This is a genomic window from Acinetobacter sp. WU_MDCI_Abxb74 (assembly GCF_025513915.1).
Lineage (GTDB): Bacteria > Pseudomonadota > Gammaproteobacteria > Pseudomonadales > Moraxellaceae > Acinetobacter > Acinetobacter calcoaceticus_C.
On sequence record NZ_JAHPRP010000006.1, the window covers coordinates 203,765 to 230,063 of the forward strand.

Annotated in this window: 20 protein-coding genes and 1 tRNA gene; 14 read left to right on the plus strand and 7 right to left on the minus strand. The window is 41.1% G+C overall.

What is annotated here, in order from left to right:
* A complete protein-coding gene (locus tag KTH84_RS12290) occupies positions 1–3,636 on the minus strand; it encodes an exodeoxyribonuclease V subunit gamma (RefSeq protein ID WP_262473322.1) in 3,636 nt (1,211 codons plus the stop codon).
* A gap of 169 nt (positions 3,637–3,805) precedes the next feature.
* Between KTH84_RS12290 and KTH84_RS12295 the strand changes: the two genes are divergently transcribed.
* Positions 3,806–4,312 (plus strand): hypothetical protein, encoded by a 507-nt coding sequence (locus KTH84_RS12295; protein WP_042894542.1) that lies wholly within the window; start codon positions 3,806–3,808, stop codon positions 4,310–4,312.
* A gap of 22 nt (positions 4,313–4,334) precedes the next feature.
* Here the strand turns inward: KTH84_RS12295 and KTH84_RS12300 are convergent, their stop codons facing one another.
* On the minus strand, positions 4,335–5,753 hold the full coding sequence (locus tag KTH84_RS12300; RefSeq protein WP_262473325.1) for a phosphate--AMP phosphotransferase: 1,419 nt from the start codon (positions 5,751–5,753) through the stop codon (positions 4,335–4,337).
* Between the two features lie 209 nt (positions 5,754–5,962).
* On the opposite strand from KTH84_RS12300, the gene KTH84_RS12305 reads away from it, so the two are divergent.
* From KTH84_RS12305 to KTH84_RS12365, 13 genes are all read left to right on the plus strand, one after another.
* Positions 5,963–6,670: an FFLEELY motif protein gene (locus tag KTH84_RS12305; RefSeq protein ID WP_262473327.1), complete on the plus strand. Its 708-nt coding sequence runs from the start codon at positions 5,963–5,965 to the stop codon at positions 6,668–6,670.
* Positions 6,671–6,817: 147 nt separating this feature from the next.
* The gene (gene ubiE, locus KTH84_RS12310) at positions 6,818–7,765 is read left to right on the plus strand and encodes a bifunctional demethylmenaquinone methyltransferase/2-methoxy-6-polyprenyl-1,4-benzoquinol methylase UbiE (RefSeq protein ID WP_016139421.1); all 948 of its coding nucleotides are present in this window, start codon (positions 6,818–6,820) and stop codon (positions 7,763–7,765) included.
* A gap of 11 nt (positions 7,766–7,776) precedes the next feature.
* Positions 7,777–8,445, plus strand: a complete 669-nt coding sequence (locus tag KTH84_RS12315; RefSeq protein ID WP_262473329.1) for an SCP2 domain-containing protein — start codon at positions 7,777–7,779, stop codon at positions 8,443–8,445.
* 12 nt (positions 8,446–8,457) lie between these two features.
* Positions 8,458–10,077, plus strand: a complete 1,620-nt coding sequence (locus tag KTH84_RS12320) for an ABC1 kinase family protein (RefSeq protein ID WP_262473331.1) — start codon at positions 8,458–8,460, stop codon at positions 10,075–10,077.
* Positions 10,078–10,360: 283 nt separating this feature from the next.
* Positions 10,361–11,134: a bifunctional phosphoribosyl-AMP cyclohydrolase/phosphoribosyl-ATP diphosphatase HisIE gene (gene hisIE / locus KTH84_RS12325; protein ID WP_262473333.1), complete on the plus strand. Its 774-nt coding sequence runs from the start codon at positions 10,361–10,363 to the stop codon at positions 11,132–11,134.
* Between the two features lie 9 nt (positions 11,135–11,143).
* Entirely contained in the window at positions 11,144–12,646 is a 1,503-nt protein-coding gene (locus KTH84_RS12330) for a UvrD-helicase domain-containing protein (RefSeq protein ID WP_042894533.1), read from the plus strand.
* A gap of 23 nt (positions 12,647–12,669) precedes the next feature.
* A complete protein-coding gene (locus KTH84_RS12335; protein WP_262473336.1) occupies positions 12,670–14,061 on the plus strand; it encodes an AAA family ATPase in 1,392 nt (463 codons plus the stop codon).
* Between the two features lie 314 nt (positions 14,062–14,375).
* Complete coding sequence (locus KTH84_RS12340) at positions 14,376–17,228, plus strand: monovalent cation/H+ antiporter subunit A (RefSeq protein ID WP_262473338.1); 2,853 nt, start codon at positions 14,376–14,378, stop codon at positions 17,226–17,228.
* Positions 17,225–17,593: a Na+/H+ antiporter subunit C gene (locus KTH84_RS12345; RefSeq protein WP_003654595.1), complete on the plus strand. Its 369-nt coding sequence runs from the start codon at positions 17,225–17,227 to the stop codon at positions 17,591–17,593. Before KTH84_RS12340 ends, KTH84_RS12345 begins: the two co-directional genes overlap by 4 nt.
* Complete coding sequence (locus KTH84_RS12350; protein ID WP_262473340.1) at positions 17,593–19,404, plus strand: monovalent cation/H+ antiporter subunit D; 1,812 nt, start codon at positions 17,593–17,595, stop codon at positions 19,402–19,404. The genes KTH84_RS12345 and KTH84_RS12350 overlap by 1 nt, the downstream gene beginning before the upstream one ends.
* Before the next feature lie 2 nt (positions 19,405–19,406).
* The gene (locus KTH84_RS12355; RefSeq protein WP_042894523.1) at positions 19,407–19,934 is read left to right on the plus strand and encodes a Na+/H+ antiporter subunit E; all 528 of its coding nucleotides are present in this window, start codon (positions 19,407–19,409) and stop codon (positions 19,932–19,934) included.
* On the plus strand, positions 19,931–20,206 hold the full coding sequence (locus KTH84_RS12360; RefSeq protein WP_133975662.1) for a monovalent cation/H+ antiporter subunit F: 276 nt from the start codon (positions 19,931–19,933) through the stop codon (positions 20,204–20,206). The genes KTH84_RS12355 and KTH84_RS12360 overlap by 4 nt, the downstream gene beginning before the upstream one ends.
* Positions 20,207–20,218: 12 nt before the next feature.
* Entirely contained in the window at positions 20,219–20,623 is a 405-nt protein-coding gene (locus KTH84_RS12365) for a Na+/H+ antiporter subunit G (protein WP_133975664.1), read from the plus strand.
* A gap of 61 nt (positions 20,624–20,684) precedes the next feature.
* Here the strand turns inward: KTH84_RS12365 and KTH84_RS12370 are convergent, their stop codons facing one another.
* The 5 genes from KTH84_RS12370 to KTH84_RS12390 form a co-directional block, all read right to left on the minus strand.
* On the minus strand, positions 20,685–21,086 hold the full coding sequence (locus tag KTH84_RS12370; protein WP_009393224.1) for a ribosome-binding factor A: 402 nt from the start codon (positions 21,084–21,086) through the stop codon (positions 20,685–20,687).
* Positions 21,086–23,785 carry a translation initiation factor IF-2 gene (gene infB / locus KTH84_RS12375; protein ID WP_042894510.1) on the minus strand — a complete coding sequence of 900 codons (2,700 nt, stop codon included), beginning with the start codon at positions 23,783–23,785 and terminating at the stop codon, positions 21,086–21,088. The genes KTH84_RS12370 and infB overlap by 1 nt, the downstream gene beginning before the upstream one ends.
* Positions 23,786–23,795: 10 nt before the next feature.
* Entirely contained in the window at positions 23,796–25,280 is a 1,485-nt protein-coding gene (nusA, locus tag KTH84_RS12380) for a transcription termination factor NusA (RefSeq protein WP_003654584.1), read from the minus strand.
* 37 nt (positions 25,281–25,317) lie between these two features.
* Entirely contained in the window at positions 25,318–25,842 is a 525-nt protein-coding gene (gene rimP, locus KTH84_RS12385; protein ID WP_092710299.1) for a ribosome maturation factor RimP, read from the minus strand.
* A gap of 215 nt (positions 25,843–26,057) precedes the next feature.
* Positions 26,058–26,134 (minus strand) — tRNA-Met (locus KTH84_RS12390).
* Positions 26,135–26,299 lie beyond the last annotated feature (165 nt).

Sequence of the window (26,299 nt, forward strand, 5' to 3'; positions counted from 1 at the left end):
TTACTCCGAATGTTGAAATTGAAAAACTGGATGGTACAGATCATATGCAAACTCATCACAAGCATGTTGAAGCAAAGCTTGTGCATCTTGTTCTTGTAAAATAAAGCTCCAGTCTTGATGCAACTTGCAAGCTTCATTTTGAGTCATATCCATGGTGGTAAATGACCCTGTTTCATTCCAGTATTTTAACAGCTCAGCATAACTCTTCTCATCCAGTTTTGCTTTTTCTGCCTGATTTGCTGTTTCCCACTGATATGCTTTGGCTTTTTCTAGTGGTTTTAATAATAAGGCTGCTGGTAAGACTAATGGCTGTTGTTGAGCATAACGCCAGATTTTAAACCATGGTTGTAAATATTGCCGAGCTTGCTCAGAGCTTACGCCACTACAAATAACGGTTTGATCGCTAAAAACTACAATACGGCGTTTTTCAGCGCCAGCACTTCCCTCATTAAGATAGGCCAACCAAAGTAGATGTTCCAACCAGACTTTCGCACGTCTTTTTGCCCGAGCACTCGACGGCTCCATACTGACCCAATCCTGAGTTTCAGACTTTGGAACAGTAATATTCATATGAAGCTGTTTGGCAATGCGCCAAACTCGCTGGGTTGTTTCACTTACTGCTGGTGCATAATGATGAAGGCGTTCAAGTAAACATTCTTGTTCAAAAACACCTTGCTGCCATGCGCTGTATTTAACTTTGCTTACTGGCAATTGATCAAGCAAAGCTTCAGGTTGTGCTTGTTGATCTGATTGCTGTAAAAAATGTCGAATCGCATAACGTCCTAAACCATCTAACAATAAAGGTTCATTTTGGTCGAGCAGTCCGACACTTCCTAAGTTTTCTACCCCTAAAGTTTTCAAATATAACCGTGCGGGGAACGTCACGTCCTGTATCCATTGCTGGCTCTCTAAAACCAACATGTCAGGCGCTTGCAGCGGATAAGTCGTATTCGCCCAAGGTTGACGATTTCCTGAGACTTGCTGAATTTGTGAAGCCACCTTAAACCAGTGATCTTGGTAACGAACAACACTTTTTTCTACAGTAAAACCTTTCGGATCGAAGGGTTGTAAATGATGGAGGTGATACAGTTGTTTTAACTGGGATGGAATTTCAATCCCTTCAATGACTACATTTTCAGGTAGATCACCTTCAGCTTTCACAATCAAGGCAAGGTGTTCACGGAACTCTTGAAGAATACTGGAAGGTTCTCGGACCTCACCGTCATTCACATCAAATCCGTTATAAAACAGCCATAAATTGTCTTGGGCTAATAATAAAGCATCTAAAAAAGCACCCTGATCATCTTCAAGACGAGAGCGGTCGCCTAACTGTTGGCGTAATGCATCCATTAAATCAAATGGAACGTGTGTATCACGGTTTGGGAATTGCCCTGCATCAAGATTTAACATCACCATTAAACGATAAGGTAACGGCCGAATATGTCCAATTTGGGCAAAGGTAATCTGCCCAGTCGGTTCCGCTTGTGCACTTTGGCTTTCTAAGGTGCGCTGAATTTCTTCAATAATATAAGGCAGTGGCAACGTAATTTTGCGCAAAGTTCCTGTTTCTGTCTCGGCGTAATAACTTGCGAGCGTCAACATCCGCTCTTGTTTTTTTACAACTTCCCGAACAGCTTTTAAAGCAGCAATACCCACCTGCTCAAATTCAACAATATCTTTACCCAGCACTTGAAGCCAATATTCAACTGTATAGACTTGCCCCTGTTCATGCAGGGTTAACCAATCACGGCGCTCATTCAAATCTTGATAAATCTGAATGAGTGTACCAATCAGCTCAAAATCACCCGGTTGAACTTTGGCATAACTCAATACCTGATTAAATGTGGCATGTACAGGCACAGCAATACCAAGCGCCAAACGCTCTAAAGCAAATTTAAAGCTATATCGATAATCGTCATCACCTTCACACAAACTGCGCTTGAGATGCTCTGCATCAAGTCCGCGTTTAAACCCTGCATCGGCAAGTAAATTTAAAATTCGCTCAACCTGAGCATATTCAAGTTCGTAACGTTGTTGGGTCGCATGCAAGCTTAACCAGTCAGCAAAATCATCAAAGCTAAAACGCCCCTGCATCAGTTGAATACGTCCAATCACGGCACGCCAAGCATTAAGTGCATCGAGTGATGCAACACCTGCGATTTTCACGGGTAAATGCACACCCTGCTCAGTGGCAGTAGCGGGAAATACACTTCGAATTAAAGGTTCTATGTCAACCAAATTAGGAACCAAAACCAAAATATCATTTGGACGACGCGGCTGCTCATGTGCTTTGGCTAGCCAACAGATTAATTGCTCTTTTAATACTTCAAGCTGACGTAAAGTCGAATGACAAACATGGATCTGAATAGAGTCATCGTCTGGAGCAAGCTCATATTGCTTAGCTTGAGGTTCTACTAAATGCAAAATATCTGACTGAACTTTACCGAGTAAACTTTCAGGAAAATCATCCACAAAAGCATCAATCCACTTACCCTCTTCACCCGTAGATAAATTTGATAATAGCGAGAAGTGGTCACGGGCTTGCTTACCCAATCTTGTTAAAAGCGGATGTCTAGACTCACGTGCTTCAGCATTAAAGTTGAGTGTAAATTTATTAAAGAAATCGCTAATTTCAGCATCAGTTGCCTTTGGATTTTTTGCAATAAACCGCTCTTTCACCCCTAAGTCATAGCGCTGTTTCCATAAGGGATCGACACTATCAGCCCAATATTCTTGTGAAGGGTTATAGTGCAAAATCAGCACATCAATATATTGACCTAAACGGCGCAAGAACTGTAACTGGCTTGGTGGTAAATCCAATAAGGTAAAGATCACCACTTGAGTAGGTAAGCTTGAAATAGCGCGCTTACCGCGGTCCGGATGCTCTAACTCTTGCCAAAATAACTCATCAATTTGCTGCATCTGCAAAAAGTCATCATGAAAATGCTGCTGCCACAACCAACGCTGCCAACGTTCTAACTCTTGAGTTTGATGCAATGCAAAAGCAGTAACCTCTTCATCTTTTTGCACAATATATTTTTCAATATCGAGTGTTCGCCCCTGCCCCCAAGCAGACAACCAGTTTTCCGGACATGTACAACTATTCTCGCAACCACGCTGACACTGTCCACGATAAATCATATAGTTGCTAAATAAATCGGCAACCTGCTCAGCGACCCAATACAGCATTTTCTGTTTTTTTAGTTGTTTATCTATGCCTTGCTCAAGCCTGTCTGCGCTGTCATAAATGCGCTGAACAATAGAATGGAGAGGATGTGAAGTATCTATGCCAATTGTGTCAGGCTGTATAAATTCATACAAAGCCTGATGAACCCGCCATTTAAAGATCAAACGTGGGATGTTCGCTTTACGAACCTGCTCTTTATGCGCAGTTAAGACTTGCTGATAGGCATACCACTGGAAGCCGCGTACCCGTTGGTGAAACTGGTAATTGGCACTCATGCCCTGCTGTTCTGCAAGTTTTTGTATCAGCCACTGCTCGACCGCAGGACTTGGAACAATAAAATGCTGGGTTTTCAAAACCTGTAATGGATGCGTTGAAGCTTGGGAGGTAGACGCTAATACCCCTTGCAACAACACATTAATACGTTGACTTTGAATAACATGAATCCCCATTTATTTCATATCCTGCTTGCATAATTTATGCACAAAATCATAAACATTCATTACTATACAACTGAATCTGACTATGTCACGTTGGTTTAAACACAGCATAATTTAACTTTAAGTGTCACTTACACTTGGTTTGAATAACGCCATCAAGAAACTCATACAGGTAAACATTATGAAAATTGATAACATTCCTGACTATATTGATCCTAGCCTAAATCTGGAACAAATTCGCGATGAGTGTCATGACCTCATCAAAAAAAGAGCTTACGTCTCAGCAGGAGCGGCAATTGTACCGATTCCTTTTTTAGACGTGGTGATAGATTTGGGAATTTTGTCGCACCTGATTCCAGATATCAATTCCCGTTTTGGCTTAGCACCTGAGCACGTGAGTGTTTACGACCCAAAAACTAAAACAATTCATTGGGATGAATTACGTAAACGCGGTTTTGAATTTTCAGGCTTTGTAGTGGCGCGCACGACTGTTAAAAAAACATTTAATGGCTTTTTGGGCAAAATCGTAACGAAACAGGTCACTAAATTTATACCGCTAGGCGGACAAATTGTAGCAGCAAGTTTAGGCTATTTCATGATGAAAAAAATAGCAGAAACTCATCTGAATGACAGTTACAATCTTGCAAAACGTATTCAGCAAAAAAGCCGCACCACTATTGTAAATTAGTAAATACCTTATAGCTGAGAGCTTAATCTGCTCTCAGCTGTTTTAAAACCGCCTTCAATACTTCTAGACGTGCAGTATATTTATCATCAGTTGCCACAACATACCAAGGTGCGTAGTCAGTACTGGTCCGTTCAAACATATCGGCAGCCGCTTTTAAATAATCATCCCATTTATCACGATTACGCCAATCCTCTGCGGTAATTTTAAAACGTTTATGCGGTGTCTCTTCTCTGGCCTTAAAACGCTGCTCTTGTTCATCTTTGCTAATTGCCAGCCAAATTTTTACCACAAGCGTTTGACTATCAAATAAATCTTTTTCAAAACGATTAATTTCGTCATAGGCACGCTGCCACTCTAAAGGCGAAGCAAAACTTTCAACACGTTCAACGAGTACGCGCCCATACCATGTCCGATCAAAGATCGTGATTTTTTCGGCCTCATTAATGCGATTCCAAAAGCGCCATAAATAAGGATGTCGGGCTTCAAAACGTTCAGGTGCACCGATACAATGAATATCATATTCACGCGGGTCTAGGTTTTTAACAATTCGTTTAATTGCACCACCTTTACCTGCAGCATCCATGCCTTCAAAAGCAATCACGACATTTCGTTTATCAAAACGCATGGCATCAGCAATTTTTTTACTTAGTTTATTGAGCTCTTTTTTATATTCAGCTTTGTCATACTGCTCCTGAGAAGGCTTTAATAAACTCTCTGGAATTTGGGCTTGTTGCCATTTTCCTTTAACTTCAGTTTCATGGTCAGGAAGTTGACGCATGTGTTGCAAAAGGTACTGAGCAAAAAACTGGTCGCGTTGTGTTTCATCTTCGCCATCAATAATGTACCAATCGTCGGTAAAACGGCGGCGTAACTTTTGCAACGTGTCATATTGTTTTTTATTACGCCAGTCTAGGCCGTGGAGCTTATGCCAGTGCTGCTCTGATGGATCGATCTTGTCCAAACGTTTTTGCAGTGATTTCCATGAAAGATCAAACCAGACTTTAACCACATCGACATAATTATTTTTCAAATCTTGCTCAAATGCCCGCATACTTTCAACGTAAGCATCAAATCGTGCCTCATCTAAGGGTTCAGACACATGAGTGGCTGTAACGAGCAAATCGCTATACCAATTGCCAAACATCACCACAATTTGACCTTCGGTAGGAATAAACTCTGAATAAGATTGCCAAAATGCTTCCGTATCTGTCAGCACACGTGGCGCATCTGCTTTTACTCGTAAATATCTTGGATCTAGCCACTCGCGAAGCTGCTTAACCGCTTCCCCTTTCCCTGCTAGCTCAATACCACTCATTAAAATAAGCGTGCTTTTAGCATTGGGCTTTCCCCGACTTTCTTTTAAAGCATATTGTGCTTCAATCAAATCGACTGAAAGCTGCTCTTCATCTCGAATTTCAAATTTTGGTTGTTGTTCACTCATGGTCCACGGCTCTAATCATTTATTGTTTAATTTCGATATCATTTAACCTATGCGCTTAAATGATGAATTGCTATACAAATTATGTCATTGCGACCAAATTCCATCTAAAAATTGACGCATGAATCATTTTTTTTACATCTTCTCGCCATAGTACAAGGTTACAATGCCTCTTATGATTTTTTGTAAATAGCCCAATATTAGAGTCTTACATGTCTAAACTCGCTGCTTTTGATAAACTTTTACAACAATATAAAACATTTAATTATCACGATAATCCGGTGCTTGCCCAACGTTTGCAAGATGTACAAACATGGCTAAAAGATCGGATGAAAGATACACATCATGAATTTTTCAACTTGCCTGAACACAAACTGATGGCACAGTATTTTTTAAATCGTTTATATGGTGGTCCAGAGTTTGATGCCCTGGCAGCGCAAATTGAACGTCTATTGAAATATGCACATAAAGCCGAAAAAGTATTGCCTGAGAATGCGATTAAAACTGGAACTAAATCGGTAAGTTTAGCTGTGCTTGCCACTCAGCTTGATGAACAAGTGGCGATACAGCTTCTTGAGGATTATCCAGCTAATACAGTATTAACCGATGAAATTATGCGCTTAACCCTAACCAAACTTGATCAGGCCGAAGCTCGTTATCAACAACTTGCTCTTCTTGATGATTTAGGTGCAGCACTCGATAAATACATGCGCTCGTTTATGATGTTTACAGCTTTTAAAATGTGTAAAGGGATTGCCCAAAAATATCACTTTGAATTGATGTATGATTTTATTCAAGATGGTTTTAGCGCAATGAAACCGTTAAAATCAGCCGAGACCTTTATCAAGACTTTTACTGAAAAAGAACGCCAGATTATTGAAAATGTACATTCAGGGCATCCGAATCCGTTTAGAGTGTGATAAGGTCGGCACAGAGAAAAAATCAACCTTACGAAGTTGAGATTTTATTCATTATATTTGCATGATGACGCCTGTAAAAATAGATAAAATCTGTCATTATGCAGAACTTATTCCGTTTCACTTGAGTTTGAGTCTAGGAGAGACAATATGTCTAACGAAAACCAAAAGCCAACATCTCCAACTGAGCAGGCACAAAGTTCAGACAAAGTTAGCCCATTCCTAAGCTCACCATTACCGCAAGGTACCCCTCAAGGGCAACAACAAACTTTACAGCAAACCTTAACAGATACACCTGTTAATGGGTCTGTGCCGAAATATAATTTACCGCGTGGTGCTAGCAATACTGGCAACGTAGGTGAAACTACACATTTTGGTTTTTCGACAGTTAAAACTGAAGATAAAGCTCAAAAAGTTGCAGAAGTATTCCACTCTGTTGCAAGCAAATATGACTTGATGAATGACTTGATGTCATTTGGTATTCACCGCCTCTGGAAACGCTTTGCAATTAATATGTCGGGTGTACGCCGTGGCCAACATGTATTAGACATTGCTGGTGGTACAGGCGATTTGGCGAAAGTATTTAGCCGTGAAGTTGGTCCTCAAGGCCATGTCGTTCTTTCAGATATCAATGAGTCAATGCTCAATGTTGGCCGTGACCGTCTAATTGATGCAGGCTGTACCAATGTCGACTTCGTACTTGCCAATGCAGAAACTTTAGAACCTTTTGCAGATAACAGCTTTGATCTACTCACCATTAGTTTTGGCTTACGTAACGTGACTGATAAAGATGCAGCACTTGCTTCTATGTTCCGTGTGTTAAAGCCAGGTGGTCGTTTGCTTATTCTTGAATTTTCTAAGCCGGTATTTGAGCCATTCTCAAAACTTTATGACCTCTATTCATTCACTGCGTTACCGATTATGGGTAAATTAGTTGCCAATGACTCAGAAAGTTATAAATATTTGGCTGAATCTATCCGTATGCATCCTGACCAACGCACCTTAAAAGGTATGATGGAAAATGCTGGCTTCCAGAACTGTGACTATCACAACCTTACTGCGGGTATCGTTGCCGTTCACCGTGGCTTCAAATTGTAAGGGATAACGATATGTGGTCGATTCTGGCACTCGGTGCAGTCGAACGTATCATTCATCATCTGATCGATCTGGATGCGGTTACACGCATTCAGCTTAATCAGTTACAGGGCAAAATGTTGCGTGTCGTAATCGACAGTCCGCAACTTTCTGTCGATGTATTCTTTGATCAAGAAAAAGTACGTCTTGAACCTACCGCAACAGGGCACAGTGAAAAACCTTCTATTTTTGAACAACGCCCTTTTGATGCGCAATTCAAAACTTCTGAAGCTACAGCAACTTTGCATGTTAAAGATGTCATTGAGCTGATCAAACTATTGGTCAGCGATCCAGATCAGATTGGCAATATCCCATTGCAAGGTGATTATCACTTGCTACAGGATATTCAAAAAATCATGCAACAAGCTGAACCAGATTTAGCTGCGCATTTATCAAGATGGGTTGGTCCTCAACTTGCCCACGAAATTGGCAAGATTCAGCTTGCACCCAAACATTTAAAACGCTCTCTTCAAAGCCATCTGTTTTTTGCTGAAGATGCATTAAAAGAAGATAGCGGTCTATTTGCCCCTCGTTGGGAAATGGACGATTTAAGCCAAGCCACTCGTAAGCTTAATCAAGACATTGACCGTCTAGAAGCAAGATTGCAGCAACACAACGCACAACTACAACCCTCTCAAGACTAGGTAAGACTTTATATGATTCCGCACGTTTCGCGTTTACTCGAACTTTGGCGTATTGCAGCGCACTATAGACTCGATACGTTGTTCCCTGCGGATGAATTACCAGTTAAAGCTCAACATGCATTAAGTATTATTAAAATGCATCCGGCTGCCTGGTCTAGTCGTGAACGGAAAAACCCTTTAAAGCTAAAAGAAGCTTTGGAAGATATGGGACCGCTTGCAATTAAGCTTGGACAATTGCTTTCAACTCGACGTGATTTAATTCCACCCGAAGTACTCTCGCAATTGGTCTTACTGCAAGATCAGGTAAAGCCTTTCGATGTAGAGGTTGCCAAACAACGTATTCAAGAATCGTTAAAAGCTGACGTAAATACCTTGTTTGCGCGCTTTGATGACCAGCCACTAGCTGCTGCGTCAATTGCACAAGTTCATACTGCTGCTTTACATGATGGTCGTGAAGTCGTTATTAAAGTGACTCGTCCAGACATTCGCAATCAAATTTTGCAAGATTTTGAAATTTTGGCATGGTTAGGCAATACGTTAGAAAGTCGTCTTGAGGCGGCTCGTGCCTTACATCTCACTGAAATTATTCAAGACTACCGCCAGATTATTTTAAATGAGCTGGACTTGAGTATTGAAGCAGACAATACCCGTCGTATGCGCCACTATTTTACTGGCTCAACCATGATGTATGTGCCTGAAGTCTACATGGACACCAAAGATGTCATGGTGGCAGAGCGTATTACAGGTGTTCCTATTTCAGATACGGCGACCTTTGACCGTCTAGGCATGGACCGCGCGCAACTTGCAGAAAAAGGATTAACCATTTTCTTCACGCAAGTATTTCGCGATAACTTTTTCCATGCCGACATGCATCCCGGTAATGTCTTTGTAGAAACAATTAACCCAAGCAATCCACGCTTTATTGCACTGGACTGTGCGATTATGGGTGAGTTGTCTAAGCATGACCAGATGACGATTGCCCGCATGTTGCTTGCTGTAATGAACAGCAACTTTATGCAGCTCATTCAAATTGTGCACCAAGCTGGCTGGATTCCACCGGGCACAGACCAAGATGCACTCTCACGTGAAATGCGTCGCACCGTTGGACCAATGGTATCTAAACCAATGGACCAACTTGATTTTGCTGGCATCTTGATTCAAGTGATGGATATTGCCCGTCGCTTCCATTTAGAGATTCCACCGCAACTCATGCTGTTGCTAAAAACTTTAGTGCATGTCGAAGGGCTTGGAACAGACCTATACCCTCAACTCGATATCTGGAAATTGGCAAAACCTATTTTGACTGAATGGGTCAAGGCCAACATGAACCCAGTCAAAAATATAAAAGAGTTAGGACAGCAACTCCCTGACCTACTTTTAGGTGCTCAAGATTTCCCAAGCTTAATTATTGATAGTTTAAATGGTTTAAAAAATCAATCTGCTTGGCAAGACCGTCAGTTACGCGAAATTCAGCAACTTCGTTTGCAAATGGAACATCAACAACGCCGCAGTTGGATGTTTGGAAGCATTATCGTAATTTTATTAACTATCGCGATTATTAGTCCGTGGTTTGTTTCGATTATTCTTATTGTGCTGAGTAGTTTATTGGTACTTTGGCGGGTCATGAAATAAGTTAACTTTAGCAAGGGTTATTCTTAGATTTAGCATATAAATGTTTTAAAATAAAAGAATAACCTTTGGACATTAGCCATCTTAATCCTCTGGTTTTAAGCATCACGAAATATTTAAATAACGTACTGACAAGTAATAAAGATAAGCTGCTCATTAAGCTGACAAAGACAAAAAGCGCAAAGAATTTTTCCGCAAAGTGACGTTCATGCCGTACACTATACAAGCTATTTTTTAGCATCTGACTTAAATCAATTTATAGTTCATATTTCTTTGGTGATTCCTCATGAATAACACGCAATGGCTCGATGAAGTAAAATTTAACGAACAAGGTCTTATCCCTGCCATTGCTCAACATCATCAAACTGGACGTGTTTTGATGGTGGCGTGGATGAACCGTGAAGCACTCGCGTTAACAGCAGAAAAAAATCAGGCAGTTTACTTCTCTCGCTCTCGCCAAAAACTCTGGCATAAGGGTGAAGAATCAGGCCATTTCCAAACAGTTTATGAAATTCGTCTAGACTGCGATGCCGATGTCATTGTGCTACAAATTGAACAACACGGTGGTATTGCATGCCATACGGGTCGTGAGTCTTGTTTCTACCGTAAACTCACCCCACAGGGCTGGGAAATTGTCGATACACAGTTAAAAGACCCTACTGCAATTTATGGCGAAAAAGCAAAAATAGAAGCACATGATCATGCACAAACTACCGAGCAAGTTGATGTACTTGCTCACTTAGGGCAATTGATGCAAGAGCGTAAGCAAGCTGAAGCAGATACCTCTTATGTTGCCAGCCTCTATAAAAAAGGCATCAATAAAATTTTAGAAAAAGTGGGCGAAGAAAGCGTAGAAGCTATTATTGCCGCTAAAGATTTTGCAGTACAGGACTCAGAAGCTAACTTAAACGATCTTGTTTATGAAACAGCCGATTTGTGGTTCCATACTATTGTCATGTTGGGTTATTTCGATATTAACCCACAACTTATTATTGATGAATTAGCTCGTCGTCAGGGCTTATCTGGTTTAGTTGAAAAAGCTAACCGCAACAAGGTATAAAATCACTCAGTGTCGAATATTGAAAAACCTAAAGCTACCTATGAGCAAGCGATTGCCATAGACAACGCACGTCTTGGGCAATCATTTAAAGTGATTGCCTATGCTGGCACAGGTAAAACCACCACTTTGCAAATGATTAGCGATGCCATGCCTGAGCGGCGTGGTATGTACTTAGCATTTAACAAGGCAATTGCTGGTGAAGCACAAAACAAATTTCATCGCAATGTGGACTGCCGTACTTTTCACTCACTTGCCTTTCGTAGTGTCCCTCGCGGCGTAACTGATAAATTACGTCTGCCGCGCTTAAGCCCAAGCTTTATTGCTAAAGAGTATCGACTAGAGCCGATTACTTTACGACGGATGATGGGTGGGCGTTACGAGAAATATGTCTTAATGCCAAGCCGCTTAGCAAGTCTTGTGGCCAATGCTGTCAGCTACTTCTGTTCAACGAGCTCTCAATATCCTGCACCACGCCATATTCAAGCACCCAACTGGCTACATGCAGACGATATTACTGAATTACAAAAGCACCTATACCCTGCTGTTGAACGACGTTGGTTAGAGTCGATTGACCCGAACCATCAAGCTGGAATTGGGCACGATATTTATCTTAAACTTTGGGCATTATCTGAACCGAATATTCCTACTGACTACGTATTATTTGATGAAGCCCAAGATGCTGATCCTTTAATGTTGGGTATTTTGCTTCGCCAAAAAAATACGCAGGTGATTTACGTCGGTGATGCTCATCAGCAGATTTATGCATGGCGTGGCGCAATTAATGCCATGCAGCAATTACCATTACCTGAATCTCGCCTAACCACTTCTTTTCGTTTTGGTGAGTCGATTGCCGATGTTGCCAATTCACTACTGGGTGGCTTAAACGAGACGGTTCCCCTACTTGGCAATCCGAACCAGAAATCAAGTGTAGTCAATAAACCTCACACCAAGATGCGTGACGCAATTTTATGCCGCACCAATGCTCGTGCAATGGAACTTTTACTGGCAGGTTTAGTTCACGGCGATAAAGTGAGTTTACAAGCGGATCATCAAAAGCTAAACCGTTTTGTAGATGCTGCAAGCTTGTTAAAACAAGGAAAACGGGTTACTGATGTTCCTGAATTAGCGTGGTTCAATTCATGGCATGATGTCCATGAATATTGTGAGACCAATGAAGGTAGTGACATTAAACCTTTAGTTAAATTGGTTGATGATCACGGGACTGACCCATTAAAAAAAGCACTTGCAAAGATTACTCCAATTGAGCAAGCTGACTATGTCATTTCTACCGCCCATAAAGCTAAAGGGCTGGAATGGAACCGCGTTCATATTGAAGATGACTATCAATTTAAAATTAATGGTTTAGAACACAAGATTACCGATGAAGAATTAAGATTACTTTACGTTGCGTGTACTCGTGCTAAAGTAAGTCTAAATATCCATCATCTTTATGATCTGATACAACAATTAAAACTAAGGGCGCCTTTAAGTCTTCGTCAATCGGTTGGTTGAAGCGCTCATACTTAGGTGAGCCTATGAAACTTGAATCTATCCAATTTAAACATATTGCTCTATTTCATGATCTTAAAATACAGTTTCAATATGAAAAACAGCCTATTACCTTAATTTTAGGTGAGCAGGCAACCGGAAAAAGTATGTTACTTAAACATACTTACCATGCTTTAACTTGGCTCCCTGCACGTCTTAAAGATTTACGTAGCCCCGGCATAGTCATGTCTGATCAAGATATTACTCAATCACGCCTACAAGCAAAAATCGAAATTACCCTTCAAATTCCACCAGAAATTGGCCATTTGCCAGAAGCCACCTCTGCTCAGCAGACCGATTCCTCTTTGTGTAGCTGGAAACTTTTTAAAACCTTAAATGCAAGTGGCCTAGGCATTAGTCAAGTCGAAACTCAACAACTTGATCAGGCTATGGCTCTGTATCAACAGATAACAAAAAAAGATCCATTACAAGGTCTGCCTTTAGTCGCTTACTACCCAGCCGAGCGATTTGTAAATGATATTAACTTACTCAATAAAAATTTACCGGGTATTACCCAAGCTATTTCTGCCTATGATATTAGTCCGCTTCCATTTACAACCTTTACTCGCTTTTTTGAATGGCTACGAGAAATTAGCGATATCGAAAATGCCCAAGCTGCATATGTGGTACAACGGATTAGGTCTAAGCAATCAGATCCACAAGATCAGACAGAACTCTTAAATCAACTTCAAAAAGAGTTATCTGGACAACCCGCACAACTTCAATCACCTAATCTGTACGCACTCAAAAATGCATTAAAATTTGTTTTGCCAGAGTTCAAAGATTTATATTTACAATATCAACCCCGACTTCAACTCATGGTTGACTATGATGGTCAGACCTTACCGTTTCATCAGCTTTCGAGCACCATAAAAACATGGATCGCCTTGGTAGGTGATGTCGCTCGCAGACTCTGTATACTCAATCCATTAAGTTTAAATCCTTGCCTCGAAGGTGAAGGAATCTTGTTGATTGACCAAATTGATGCACAGCTTGACTCTACTCATTGTTCAGAAATCTTGAATCGGCTCCATCAGGCATTTCCACGCTTACAAATTATTGCAACTGGAAGTCGTGAAGAGTTACTTGAACATGCCTCAGCCTATCAATGTTTAAAATTAGAAAATGGTAAAGTTACCCACCTTGACCTAAATACCACTCAGCAACAGCTTGAAGACATCTATACCTTGCTGCAAAGAAGTGAACCGTTGGTATCTCATACAGAGACGCAAGCACTCAGCTTGGTTGACCCAACGCCATCTCCAGCACAAATTGATATTTTATTTCAGCAAATTCAGAGTTTAAATGAACAACAAAAAAATGAATTATTACGCATGATTCATGCTGGAGACATGCCTGAAGAAACACCTTCAGCTTAAATTTTACGACCTATTTATTCTATTTTTAGAGTGAAATTCAGCCTCGCACAATATATAGTTTAAGCAGGATTTTTAAGCTTTAAAATCATTAGATGTTGTTACTACATGTAATAACATCAGATTTTTACTGCTTTTTTAGTGTACAATAAATTTCATTTTGCGTTTTTATTCTTCAAGTTGCGCAATACAACTTGTTTCTCGCTTTATTTTTCTAATTTGGTTGGGCTTTCAGAATACAAGCCTTGGAAATCTCTTTGAATTCCTATCTATTCTGAAATTAAAATTTCACTTTTAGGTCTCGGCCTAAATCACATATGGATACGAGTGTGCTACCGATAATTATCTTATTACCGTTAATATTAGGCACCACCCTTGTTTCATTGCTTCAACGGTTTTCGCGTGGAGTAACGGCTTTAGGGGCAATCGGAGTCAGTTTAACCAGTTTCGGTTTATTGCTGACTCAAGCAAAAACTGTGCTTGGTGGTGCAAGCATTCAACAAAGCTGGGATTGGTTACCTCAATTAGGAATTAATCTAAGCTTCAGGCTTGATGCGCTTGGCTTATTATTTTCTTTGCTTATTACCGGTATCGGTACACTCATTTATATATACGCCTATTATTACCTCGGTCCTAAAAATTCTTTAAGCAAACTATATGCTTTACTCATGCTGTTTATGGCAGCAATGCTGGGTATTTCTCTATCCAATAATTTAATTATTTTATTAGTATTTTGGGAACTCACTAGTATTTCATCTTTCTTGTTAGTGGGTTACTGGAGTCATTATGAAGCTGCCCAGCGCGGCTCTCGAATGGCGCTCACCATTACAGGAATGGGTGGTTTGGCATTATTGGGGGGATTTGTTCTATTAGGGCAAATCACTGGGACCTATGAAATTAATGACATCATGGGAATGAAAGATGCCATTCAGGCTCATACTCTTTTCACTCCAATGTTACTGCTGATTTTACTTGGCGCTTTCACTAAAAGTGCTCAGTTCCCATTTCATTTCTGGTTACCAAATGCAATGGCTGCGCCCACCCCTGTTTCAGCCTATCTACACTCTGCAACCATGGTAAAGGCAGGAATTTTCCTGCTAGCCCGCTTACTTCCTATTTTTATAGGCGCTGCGCTCTATCACAATATTGTGACGTTTGTCGGCTTATTCACTCTCTGTATGGCCGCCTGTTTTGCTATTTTCAAAGAAGATTTAAAAGGCTTACTGGCTTATTCAACAATTAGTCATTTAGGTCTGATTGTTTGCTTACTTGGGATAGGATCACCTTTAGCAGTGGCTGCTGCTATTTTTCATATTATTAACCATGCAACATTTAAAGCAGCGCTCTTTATGCTTGCAGGGATTATTGATCATGAAACGGGCACACGTGATCTTCGAAAACTCAGTGGTATTTGGCAGCTACTTCCTTTTACTGCCACTTTAACCATGATCACTGCTGCATCAATGGCAGGTGTACCACTCACCAATGGCTTTATTTCTAAAGAAATGTTCTTTACCGAGCTATTGGCAAACCTTTCAGGTTCAGCAGTTATTTTTGCCAGTATTATTGCAACTCTGGCTGGTATTTTTGCAGTGAGCTATTCAATCCGCTTAGTGCACGGCGTGTTTTTTGATGGTCCAATTGGTAAACACGTTCCAAATAAAAATGCACATGAACCCCCGATTGGCATGCGTGCGCCAGCTATTCTTCTTGCTGTGCTATGTATCCTAGTCGGCGTTTTACCTTCTTTATTGGTAGAGCCTCTAGTAAATAGCGTAACGAGAGCAAGCTTAATGCAACCAGAATTTGTAGGAACTCATCTTGCAATCTGGCATGGATTCAATGCTCCTCTTGTGATGAGTATTATTGCTTTAGTGGGCGGCACACTCTTCTATTTTGCTTTAGCAAAAGATGGCACAATTCGTAAAATTGACCTTGACCCACGTTTAGGCAGATTACAAGGCCGTATTTTATTTGACCTATTTTTAAAACATCTGTTGCTCACAAGCCGAAAAATCAAACAAAAAACTGAAAATGGCTCATTGCAAAGTTACTTATTTTTGATCATTGCTTTTAGCATCATCATGGTAACCATGCCGCTACTTAATCAAGGGCTCACCACAGGCACACGTGAACTCACTCATGCCCCATGGATTGCTATAGTTCTTTGGTTAACCTTATTCTCAGGTTGCTGGATGATGCTTTGGTTCCACCATGAACGTATTAAAGCAGTCCTTATTAGTGGTGCAATTGGTCTGGTTGTAACGATGGTATTTGTCACCATGTCAGCTCCAGATTTGGCATTGACTCAAATTACCGTGGATGTTGTAACCACTGTTCTTTTATTAATGAGTTTATCTTTACTTCCACAGCTAACGCCGTATGAATCTCTTCGTTCCAGACGTTTAAGAGATGCCGCTTTAGCTATTGTTGGAGGTTTAGGAATAGGCTGGATCACGTGGCTGATTTTAACCCGTGATCATAATTCGATTTCATGGTTCTTTGCCCAACAGTCATTACCACTTGGTGGCGGCTCAAATATTGTAAATGTCATTTTAGTTGACTTCCGTGGTTTCGATACGTTTGGTGAAATTACGGTGCTAGGCATTGCTGCTATTGGTTCACTTTGTCTCATGGATGGCATGCGTGTACATGGTACTACCACGACCCAAGGCCTCACCTACCGTTTTAATCCATCTCCGCTCATGTTCCGTATTACAGCCTCTTGGGTATTGCCATTAGCACTTGTCGTGAGTGTTTATATCTTTATGCGAGGACATAACTATCCCGGCGGTGGCTTCATTGCAGGTCTAATCACCTCAATGGCGTTAATCATCCAATATATTGCGCTAGGTCAAGACCAAACTGAACAATTACTCAAAGCAAAATCAGGCCGTCTTTACGAAGTCTGGATTGGTTCAGGTTTAACAATTGCTGGGCTTACTGGTGTAGCTGCATGGTTCTGGTTACGCCCATTCCTCACCAGCGCGCACGTATATGTTGAATTACCAATTCTAGGAAAATTACATTTGGCTTCGGCTGCAAGTTTTGACTTAGGCGTTTATATCACCGTGGTTGGTGCAACGATGTTGCTCATCTCGGTATTGGGAGACTCTCGTCATTCAAGCATGGCTGGTCCTGTAGTACCACATCGGGAGGAATCATCATGATCAGTTTAGAATTCTTATTGGCTTCTGCTATTGGTTTACTTGTTGCCACAGGTATTTATCTGATTTTACGTGCTCGTACTTTCCCTGTCGTGCTTGGATTAGCTGTAATTGGCTATGCTGTAAATCTATTTTTATTTGCTATGGGCCGATTACAAATCAGCTCTCCCGCAATTTTAACCGAAACAACAAAAATAACCGATCCACTTCCTCAAGCGCTGGTGTTAACAGCCATTGTGATCGGTTTTGCAACCACCGCCTTTATTGTACAACTGGCGTTGCGTAGCCGTTATGAGTCAGGTAGTGATCATGTTGATGCTAAAGAAGACATCTCTCCAACATACGACCCACGCGAGGATGAGCCGTAATGTTTGATTTTTTATCTTTCTGGCAAGAACATGCGCCTATTTTTAGTATTCTCATCCCGGCATTTACTGCTTTTATATTATTACTGCTAGGCAACCCAGGAGCAGGTGCTTTAAAAGACGACTGGCGACAACCATGGCGTCGTGGCATTAGTCTTGTTTCCGCAATTGCTGGATTAATTACCGCAATTGTATATTTGAGCTTTGCAAGCACGGGCCAAATTACCATTTACCAACTGAGTGAATGGTCAGCACCGTTTGGTATTGTGCTCGTATTAGATCGTCTTTCTGCTTTTATGTTGGTACTGACCTATGCATTAGTCGTCCCAGTTTTATGGTATGCAAGCGAAAATTGGGATACCCGTGGACGCTATTTTCATGCCATGGTGCATTTCTTGTTAATGGGTATCTGCGGAGCATTTTTAACAGGCGATTTATTTAACCTTTTCGTCTTTTTTGAAATCTTATTAATGGCTTCGTATGTTTTGCTTTTACATGGGCAAGGCAAACCACGTTTTCAACTTGGCGTTCACTATGTCATTATCAATCTTCTAGCCTCTGCCCTATTCTTAATCGGCCTTGGTATGATTTATGGCAGTGTGGGTAGCCTCAATATGGCAGATGTTTCACGCCTTATTCCGACACTCGAAGCAGATCAACACAAATTAGCTGTAGCCGGTGCCTTACTTTTATTTGTCGTGTTTGGCATTAAAGCAGCTATGCTTCCTGTAGGTTTTTGGCTACCAAAAACTTATGCGGTTGCTAGTACGCCAGTAGCTGCAATTTTCACTATTATGACCAAGGTCGGTATATATTCGATTTTGCGTGTGAATGGAACCGTATTTGATGATGTACTTAGCCAAGAAATCTTAAAAAGTTGGTTACTTCCTATTGGTTTGATTACTTCACTGTATGGTGTGATTGCTGCAATTGGAGCAGATCGTTTACGACGCTTTGTCGGGTTTATGGTACTTTCTTCAATTGGTACCTTGCTCATAGCAATTGCTATGTCGAATACACAGGCATGGTCTGGTGCTTTATATTATTTAGTGCACAGTACACTGATTGGAGCAGCTTTTTATCTATTTTGTGGATGGATAACTTCACAGCGTGGAGATTTTAAAGATCATTTAAAAGTTGCACCAAGAATCAAACAAGAAAAAGCTGCTGCATTTACCTATTTCACCATTGCGATGATGATGGCTGGCTTACCCCCTTTTAGTGGCTTTCTTGGAAAAGTATTCATTTTACAAGCAACAGTTGAAACCAGTTATCAAGCTTGGATTATTGGGGTGGTACTTGTTGTAAGCCTATTAAGTATTATTGCTCTAACACGTGTTGGTTTTATCTTGTTCTGGCGAGCAACGCCTCCAGAAGAAGATCCAATCCATCCAGCGTATATAGTTTATCGGGCCTTACCAGAGCGAGCACCACTACGTAATGATCAAGTGATTTATGTGTTACTTGCTGGCTTAATGGCTTATGTCATATTTGCTGCACCGATTCAGAATTACACATTCAGTACTGCGCAGCAAATTCAAGACCATGCACTTTACCAACGCACGATCCTTAAAGTAGATAAAAATGGTGAAGTTATCAGCGTGCAACCATTTGATCCCGGTTACCTACCAGAAACTAAATATGGGGGTGAAGTTGAAGATCATAATGCTTACCTCGTTCCAGATATTATTTCGAAAGATACCTTCAACGGTGAACATATTTCTGAATATAAACATCGGCAAATTCAACAACAGGACAAACTACAAACGCCTACCATTGTTGATGAAAGTCAATTGAAACCTATGGAGCCATAACAATGCAGTTATCTCATTTGCTTGAACGCTGGTTTCCACATCCATTTGTTTCAATTCTTATCATCTTATTTTGGCTGATGCTGTCACATAGTCTGGATGCTAGTGATCTTTTGACGGCGGTGCTGTTGGGTTTAATTATTCCTCGTTTAGTCAAACCGTTTATTACCCGAACGCCGCATATTCACTGGAAACCAACTGTTAAATTATGCTTTGTAGTTCTTTGGGATATTGTCATTTCCAACTTTAAAGTCGCAAAGCTCGTTTTAGGACCTACCAAAAATTTACACCCTAAATGGTATCGTGTGCCGCTAGAAACGGAACACGAACAGGTCAATACGTTACTGGCAATGATCATTACGACAACGCCTGGTACAGTTTCTGCGGGTATTGATCAAGAACGTGGAGATATTCTGGTTCACGCCTTGAGTACGGATGATACCGAATCTGACATTCAAGACATCAAACAACGTTATGAAATTCCACTCATGGAAATTTTTGATGTAAAAAGAGAAACGGAGGCAAGTGTATGACCATCCTACCCTATGCTCTAGGTATTAGCTCGATTGCCATTACAATCTCTATGCTACTTTGCCTTTTCAGATTGGTCATAGGACCATCAATTGTAGACCGACTTTTAGCACTCGACACTCTCTTCTTAAATGCAATTTGCCTCATTGTTGTTTTAGGCATTTATTGGATGACGACCTCTTTATTTGAAGGAGCCCTACTGGTTGCTATGCTAGGTTTCGTATCTACAGCAGCCTTAGCACGTTACTTCACAACTGGTCATGTTATCGATTAAGGAGAGATCAAAATGCAGTTCGTAATGGAAATTATGGTTTCGGTCTTTCTGGTCTTTGGCACTTTCTTTATGTTAGTCGGCTCAATTGGTATGGTCCGCTTACCTGACTTATTCATGCGCTTACATGCCCCGACAAAATCGAGTACGTTAGGATTAGGCAGTTTCTTGATTGCTTCCATGATCTTTTTCGCTTTTCAAGGCCGCTTTGGTTTTGCCGAGTTACTGATCACACTTTTAGCTTTTATTACTGCACCGGTTTCAGCAAATTTAATTGCTCAAGCCGCGCTACATTTACGCTTGCGCTCACTGAGTGGGGAAGTTCCTGAAGCAATTGAACGCCCTTTGCCTTGGGATCGTTATAAAATAGGACAGCGTTTCTCGCAAAACAAACCTCCTATGGATCCTCCTAAAGAATAAAGGAAAAAAGCCAACCAATAAAAAAGCCACCCGAAGGTGGCTTTTTTATTTTTAATTTATATTACTGTTCGTCATCTGATTCGCGTTTCGGTAAATCATTTACCGCTTTCTCGATCAGACCAAACATATAGTTACCATAGGCATTCGTTTTGTCATAATGGAAACGCAATCTTGGCGTAATACGTGTCTTGATACGACGACTCAATTCATGACGCAAGAAACCAGAAGCTTTATTTAATACCTCTAAAGTTTCTTTATTTGCTGCTTCACTTTGCTCATCACCAAGCTCACGTCCCATTACAGTGACATAAACTTCAGCATAACCCATGTCTGCACTGACTTTCACCGCAGAGATGGTCACTAGACCACCTAAGCGAGGATCTTTAAGCTCTTGACGGATCAGCTCAGACAACTCGCGTTGCACTGAATCCGCCATGCGCTTTAAGCGTTGGCTACCCGCCATTAAAGACTCCGTTTAATCAATTGAACATCATAGACTTCAATTTTATCTTTCACTTTGATGTCTTTATAACCTTTCACCGCAAGACCACATTCCATACCGGCACGAACTTCTTCAACCACTTCTTTATAGCGACGAAGAGATTCAAGCTCACCTTGGAACACAACCACGTCATCACGTAATACGCGAATCGGTTTATTACGATGCAATACACCTTCAAGTACCATACAGCCTGCTGCTGCACCAAACTTACTTGAGTGGAATACTTCACGCACTTCAGCAACACCCAAGATAGTTTCACGATGCTCAGGAGCAAGTTTACCACTCATGGCATCTTTCACATCATCAATCAATTCATAGATGATGCTGTAGTAACGAATATCGATACCGTCTTGGTCACTTCTCTGACGAGCAGTCGTATCAGCACGAACGTTAAAGCCTAACAATACAGCTTCTGAAGATTCAGCAAGAATCACATCAGACTCAGTAATCGCGCCAACACCTGAACTAATTACACGAACTTTTACTTCATCAGTAGATAATTCATGTAAAGCTGCATTCAATGCTTCCAAAGTACCACGTACGTCAGTTCTTAAAACAACGTTCACTGTAGGAACATCTTTTTTGCCCATTGACGACATGATATTTTCAAGACGCATTGCGCTTTGACGATCAATACGTTTTTGACGTTCACGGTCAGCACGAGCATCAGCAACTTCACGTGCTTTCTTCTCGTCATTTACAACAAGAACTTCATCACCTGCCATTGGAGCATCTGGAAGACCCAGAATTTCTACTGGAATAGATGGTCCTGCTGATTTAATAGGCTTACCATTTTCATCAGACATTGCACGGACACGACCATATGATGAACCTGCAAGAACAAGGTCACCAATGTTTAATGTACCGTTTTGAACAAGAATAGAAGTTACTGCACCACGGCCTTTATCAACACGCGCTTCAATAACAACACCTTGTGCAGCACCTTCAGCAGATGCTTTTAATTCCATCAATTCTGATTGAATAAGAATTAAATCAAGGAGTTCATCAATACCTTGTCCACTGTGCGCAGAAACCTTAGCAATCGGAACATCACCACCCCATTCTTCTGGAACGATTTGTTTCGTTGTTAATTCGTTTAACACACGGTCTACATCAGCAGACTCTTTATCCATTTTGTTGATTGCAACAATAATTGGAGTACCTGCTGCACGCGCATGGTCAATTGCTTCTGCAGTTTGTGGCATTACACCGTCATCTGCCGCAACAACCAATACAACGATATCCGTTGCTTTAGCACCACGTGCACGCATTGAAGTAAACGCAGCGTGTCCCGGTGTATCAAGGAATGTAATGATTCCTTTGTCTGTTTCAACGTGATATGCACCAATATGCTGGGTAATACCACCTGCTTCACCTGCCGCCACTTTCGAACGACGGATACGGTCAAGCAATGATGTTTTACCATGGTCAACGTGACCCATAATAGTAACAACTGGCGGACGAGTTGTTTGCTCACCACGTGCTTCTTCAGCCGCTTCAAGCAAATTATCTTCCGCTTGTGTATCAGAAACTAAAACAGGGTTATGGCCCATTTCTTCAACAACAAGTGCTGCTATATCTTGATCAATAGCTTGTTCTTGATTAACCAACTCACCCATTTTCATAAGTGATTTGATAACTTCACGTACTTTAATCGCCATTTTTTGAGCAAGATCGGCAACAACAATGCTTGAACCGATTTCTACATCATAAACTTGCTTTTTAACTGGCTTTTCAAATCCATGCTTATTTGCCTGACTTGATTTTAAACCACGTTTGTTATGGTTAACAAAGCTTTGCTCTTCTTGACCACGACGGCCACCTTTTTTACCCGAACGAGGGTTAGTGGTTGCGCCACCGCGTTTAATTTCACGGTCTTCTTGCTTAAATGAATCTTCATAAGCTTGGCCAACTAGACCTGAAGCAAGTGGAGAATCATCAATCACACGAATTGTCGTAGCAGCTTCGTCATTTGAATACTTAGACGCCATTTTGCGCATTTGTTCAAGTGTACGTTGCTGAGCTTCTTCAGCCGCTTTACGACGCGCAGCTTCTTCAGTTGCTTTTAACTGAGCTGTTTGTGCTTCACGCGCTTTCTTTTGCTCTAATGTTTCTGCTGGTTTTGGTGCAGGTTTTACTGTACCACCACCACGTCTTTTCACGACTACAGCAGCTTTAGGAGCTGTTTGCGCAGCGCTATCTTGTTTATGAGCAGCACGCATAGCATCTAAAGTTGCTTTTGCTTTTTGCTCTGTTTGAAGACGCGCGTTTTGCTGTGCAGTGTCACGCGTTTGCTGTTCTACACGTGTTTTAGCTTCAGCTTCTGCACGTGCTTTAGCTTCAGCTGCAATTTGTTCAGGGTTTGGTTTAGCAAAAACCTGTTTTTTACGTACTTCTACGTTAATTGTTTTTGCTTTACCTGAAGTACTTGCAACTTTAGCGGTACTGGTTGTTTTACGTTTCAACGCAATTTTTCCTGTGTTACCACTTTCCTGACCATGCACTTTTTTCAAATGATTGACTAAAGTATCCTGTTGTTCAGTGGTAATAATATCGTCTGCTGTACGTTGAGGCAAACCTGCTTCACGAGCCTGTTCTAGGAGCTTCTCAACAGGACGTTCTACACTGAGAGCTAACTCTTTAATCGACTTGTCCGTCATATTTCATCTCCTAGTTAAACCATGATTCGCGAGCTTTCATGATCAATTGACCTGCTTTTTCATGATCAAGACCTTCAATATCAGAGATATCATCAGTAGCCTGATCTGCCAAATCGTCGACAGTAATAATACCGCGCGCGGCAAGCGAGTAAGCGATCTCAGAAGTCATGCCTTCCATAGTTAGAAGGTCTGCGCTCGGTTCTTGAATATTTTCTTGCTGTTTCAAAGCATCAGTAAGTGCTGCTTCTTTTGCACGACTTTGCAATAACTCAACCAATTCAGCATCAAGCTCAATTTCGTCAAAAGTTTCAGCTGGAACATAAGCAATCTCTTCTAAAGAGGTAAAGCCCATTTCCACCAATGCCATTGCTAAATCTTCTTCAATATCGAGACGTGATACAAACATGTCAAGATATTGCTGAGCTTCATTTTGCTGACGAGCACGATACTCTTCTTCAAGCATCATGTCGAGTTTGTAGCCAGTTAAATCAGAAGCCAAGCGAACGTTCTGGCCTTGTGAGCCAATCGCACGAGCCAATTGATCGCTGGTTGCAAAAATAATATCGGCACTTCTTGCATCTTCATCAAGCACGATGCCTGAAACATCAGCTGGTTCTAATGCACTTGCAATGTACTGAGCTGGATCATCAGACCAGACCACTACATCAATACGTTCACCGTTTAACTCTTGTTGTACTGCTTGAATACGCGTACCACGCATACCAATACATGCACCGACAGGGTCAATACGATGGTCATTTGTTTTCACTGCAATTTTAGCACGAACGCCCGGTTGACGTGCCGCTGCTTTAATTTCAATAATTTCTTCAGAAATCTCAGGAATTTCTTTTTTCATTAAAGCAATTAACATTTCAGGCTTAGCGCGTGATAACAACAACTGAGCGCCACGACCTTCACGGTTCACATTGTATAAAATAGCGTTCATACGTTGTTTAGGGCGAAGAATTTCTTTAGGAATCATTTCTTCGCGCGCAAGATAAGCTTCTGCGTTGTCGCCTAAATCGATAATAAAGCCATCTTTGGTTTGTTTTTTCACTTCACCGTAAATCAACTCACCAACTTTAGACTCATATGCATCAGCAACTAAAGCACGCTCAGCTTCACGAATTTTTTGTACAATAACTTGTTTTGCAATTTGTGCAGCGATACGACCAAACTCAATAGATTCTACTTCGAGTTCACGTACATCACCAATTGACCATTTAGATGGGTCAAGGTCAGAAATCGCATCTTGGCAAGCTGGCATTTCATGATCTTCATCTGCCACAACAGTCCATTGACGGAACGTACTGTAATCACCAGTTTTACGATCAATTTCTACACGAAGCTGAGCTTCTTCAGCATGCGTACCTTCGTAAAATCTTTTCTTCGTTGCAGCAACTAGAGCTTGTTCTAAAGCCTCGAAGATCGCTTCACGACTAACACCTTTTTCATTACTAACCGTTTCAACAACGGTAAGAATTTCGCGGCCCATAAGTCACCTACCGATTTCTTATAAAATTTAAATAAATTTAATCTTGATAGATCAAGTTTGCCTTATCGATATTGTTGCTGTCGATCTCAAGCACGTGTTGCCCATCAACTTCAACCTGAATTTCTTCATTTTCAAGGTCTACTGAGATAAGTTTTGCTTGAAATTTACGACGGTTTTCTACTGCTGCAATCAAACGCAAAGCAATTTGTTGTCCAATGTAGCCTTGTAACTGTTCTAGTTGAAAAAATGGACGATCCCAACCCGGTGAAGAAACTTCTAATGAATACTCACCTGAAATTGGATCATGAACATCCAGCATTGCGCCAACTTGTTGTGTTACACGCACACAATCTTGTACACCAATACCACGGCCTTGTTCTACTTCGCCATCTTCATCAAGTACAGGCTCAGCATCTTCACTTACCGCTTTGTCGATATAAATACGCAATAATGAACGTTTGCCTTGTGGGAGAAACTCGATTCCCCAAAGGTCGACACCACATGCTTGTACTGCAGGAACAATTAAGTCATGCAATGCTTGGGATTTATTTGATAATTTCATTTACTCTCGTCATTCTCGTGCGATTCAATCGGTTGTTTTAACCGACACAGACCTACTATAGTGAAGCATGACTATTTGACCAATTGATGTCGAAACTACACGATAGCGATACGATAACCAATAAAAAAGGGCGTTAATCGCCCCTGTCTTGCACAGAAAACAATAGTCCACTGTGCAAAAAGGCCCACTTGTTTGTGAGCCTCTTTTAAGAAACTTGGTAGCGGGAGCTGGATTTGAACCAACGACCTTCGGGTTATGAGCCCGACGAGCTACCAGACTGCTCCATCCCGCATCAACGTGCAAAAATTATATACAAATATCAAATAAAGTCAATGTAAACTTACTAGATATTTGCCTGATTAAGTTGCACCTTAATCAAATTGGTAGCGGGAGCTGGATTTGAACCAACGACCTTCGGGTTATGAGCCCGACGAGCTACCAGACTGCTCCATCCCGC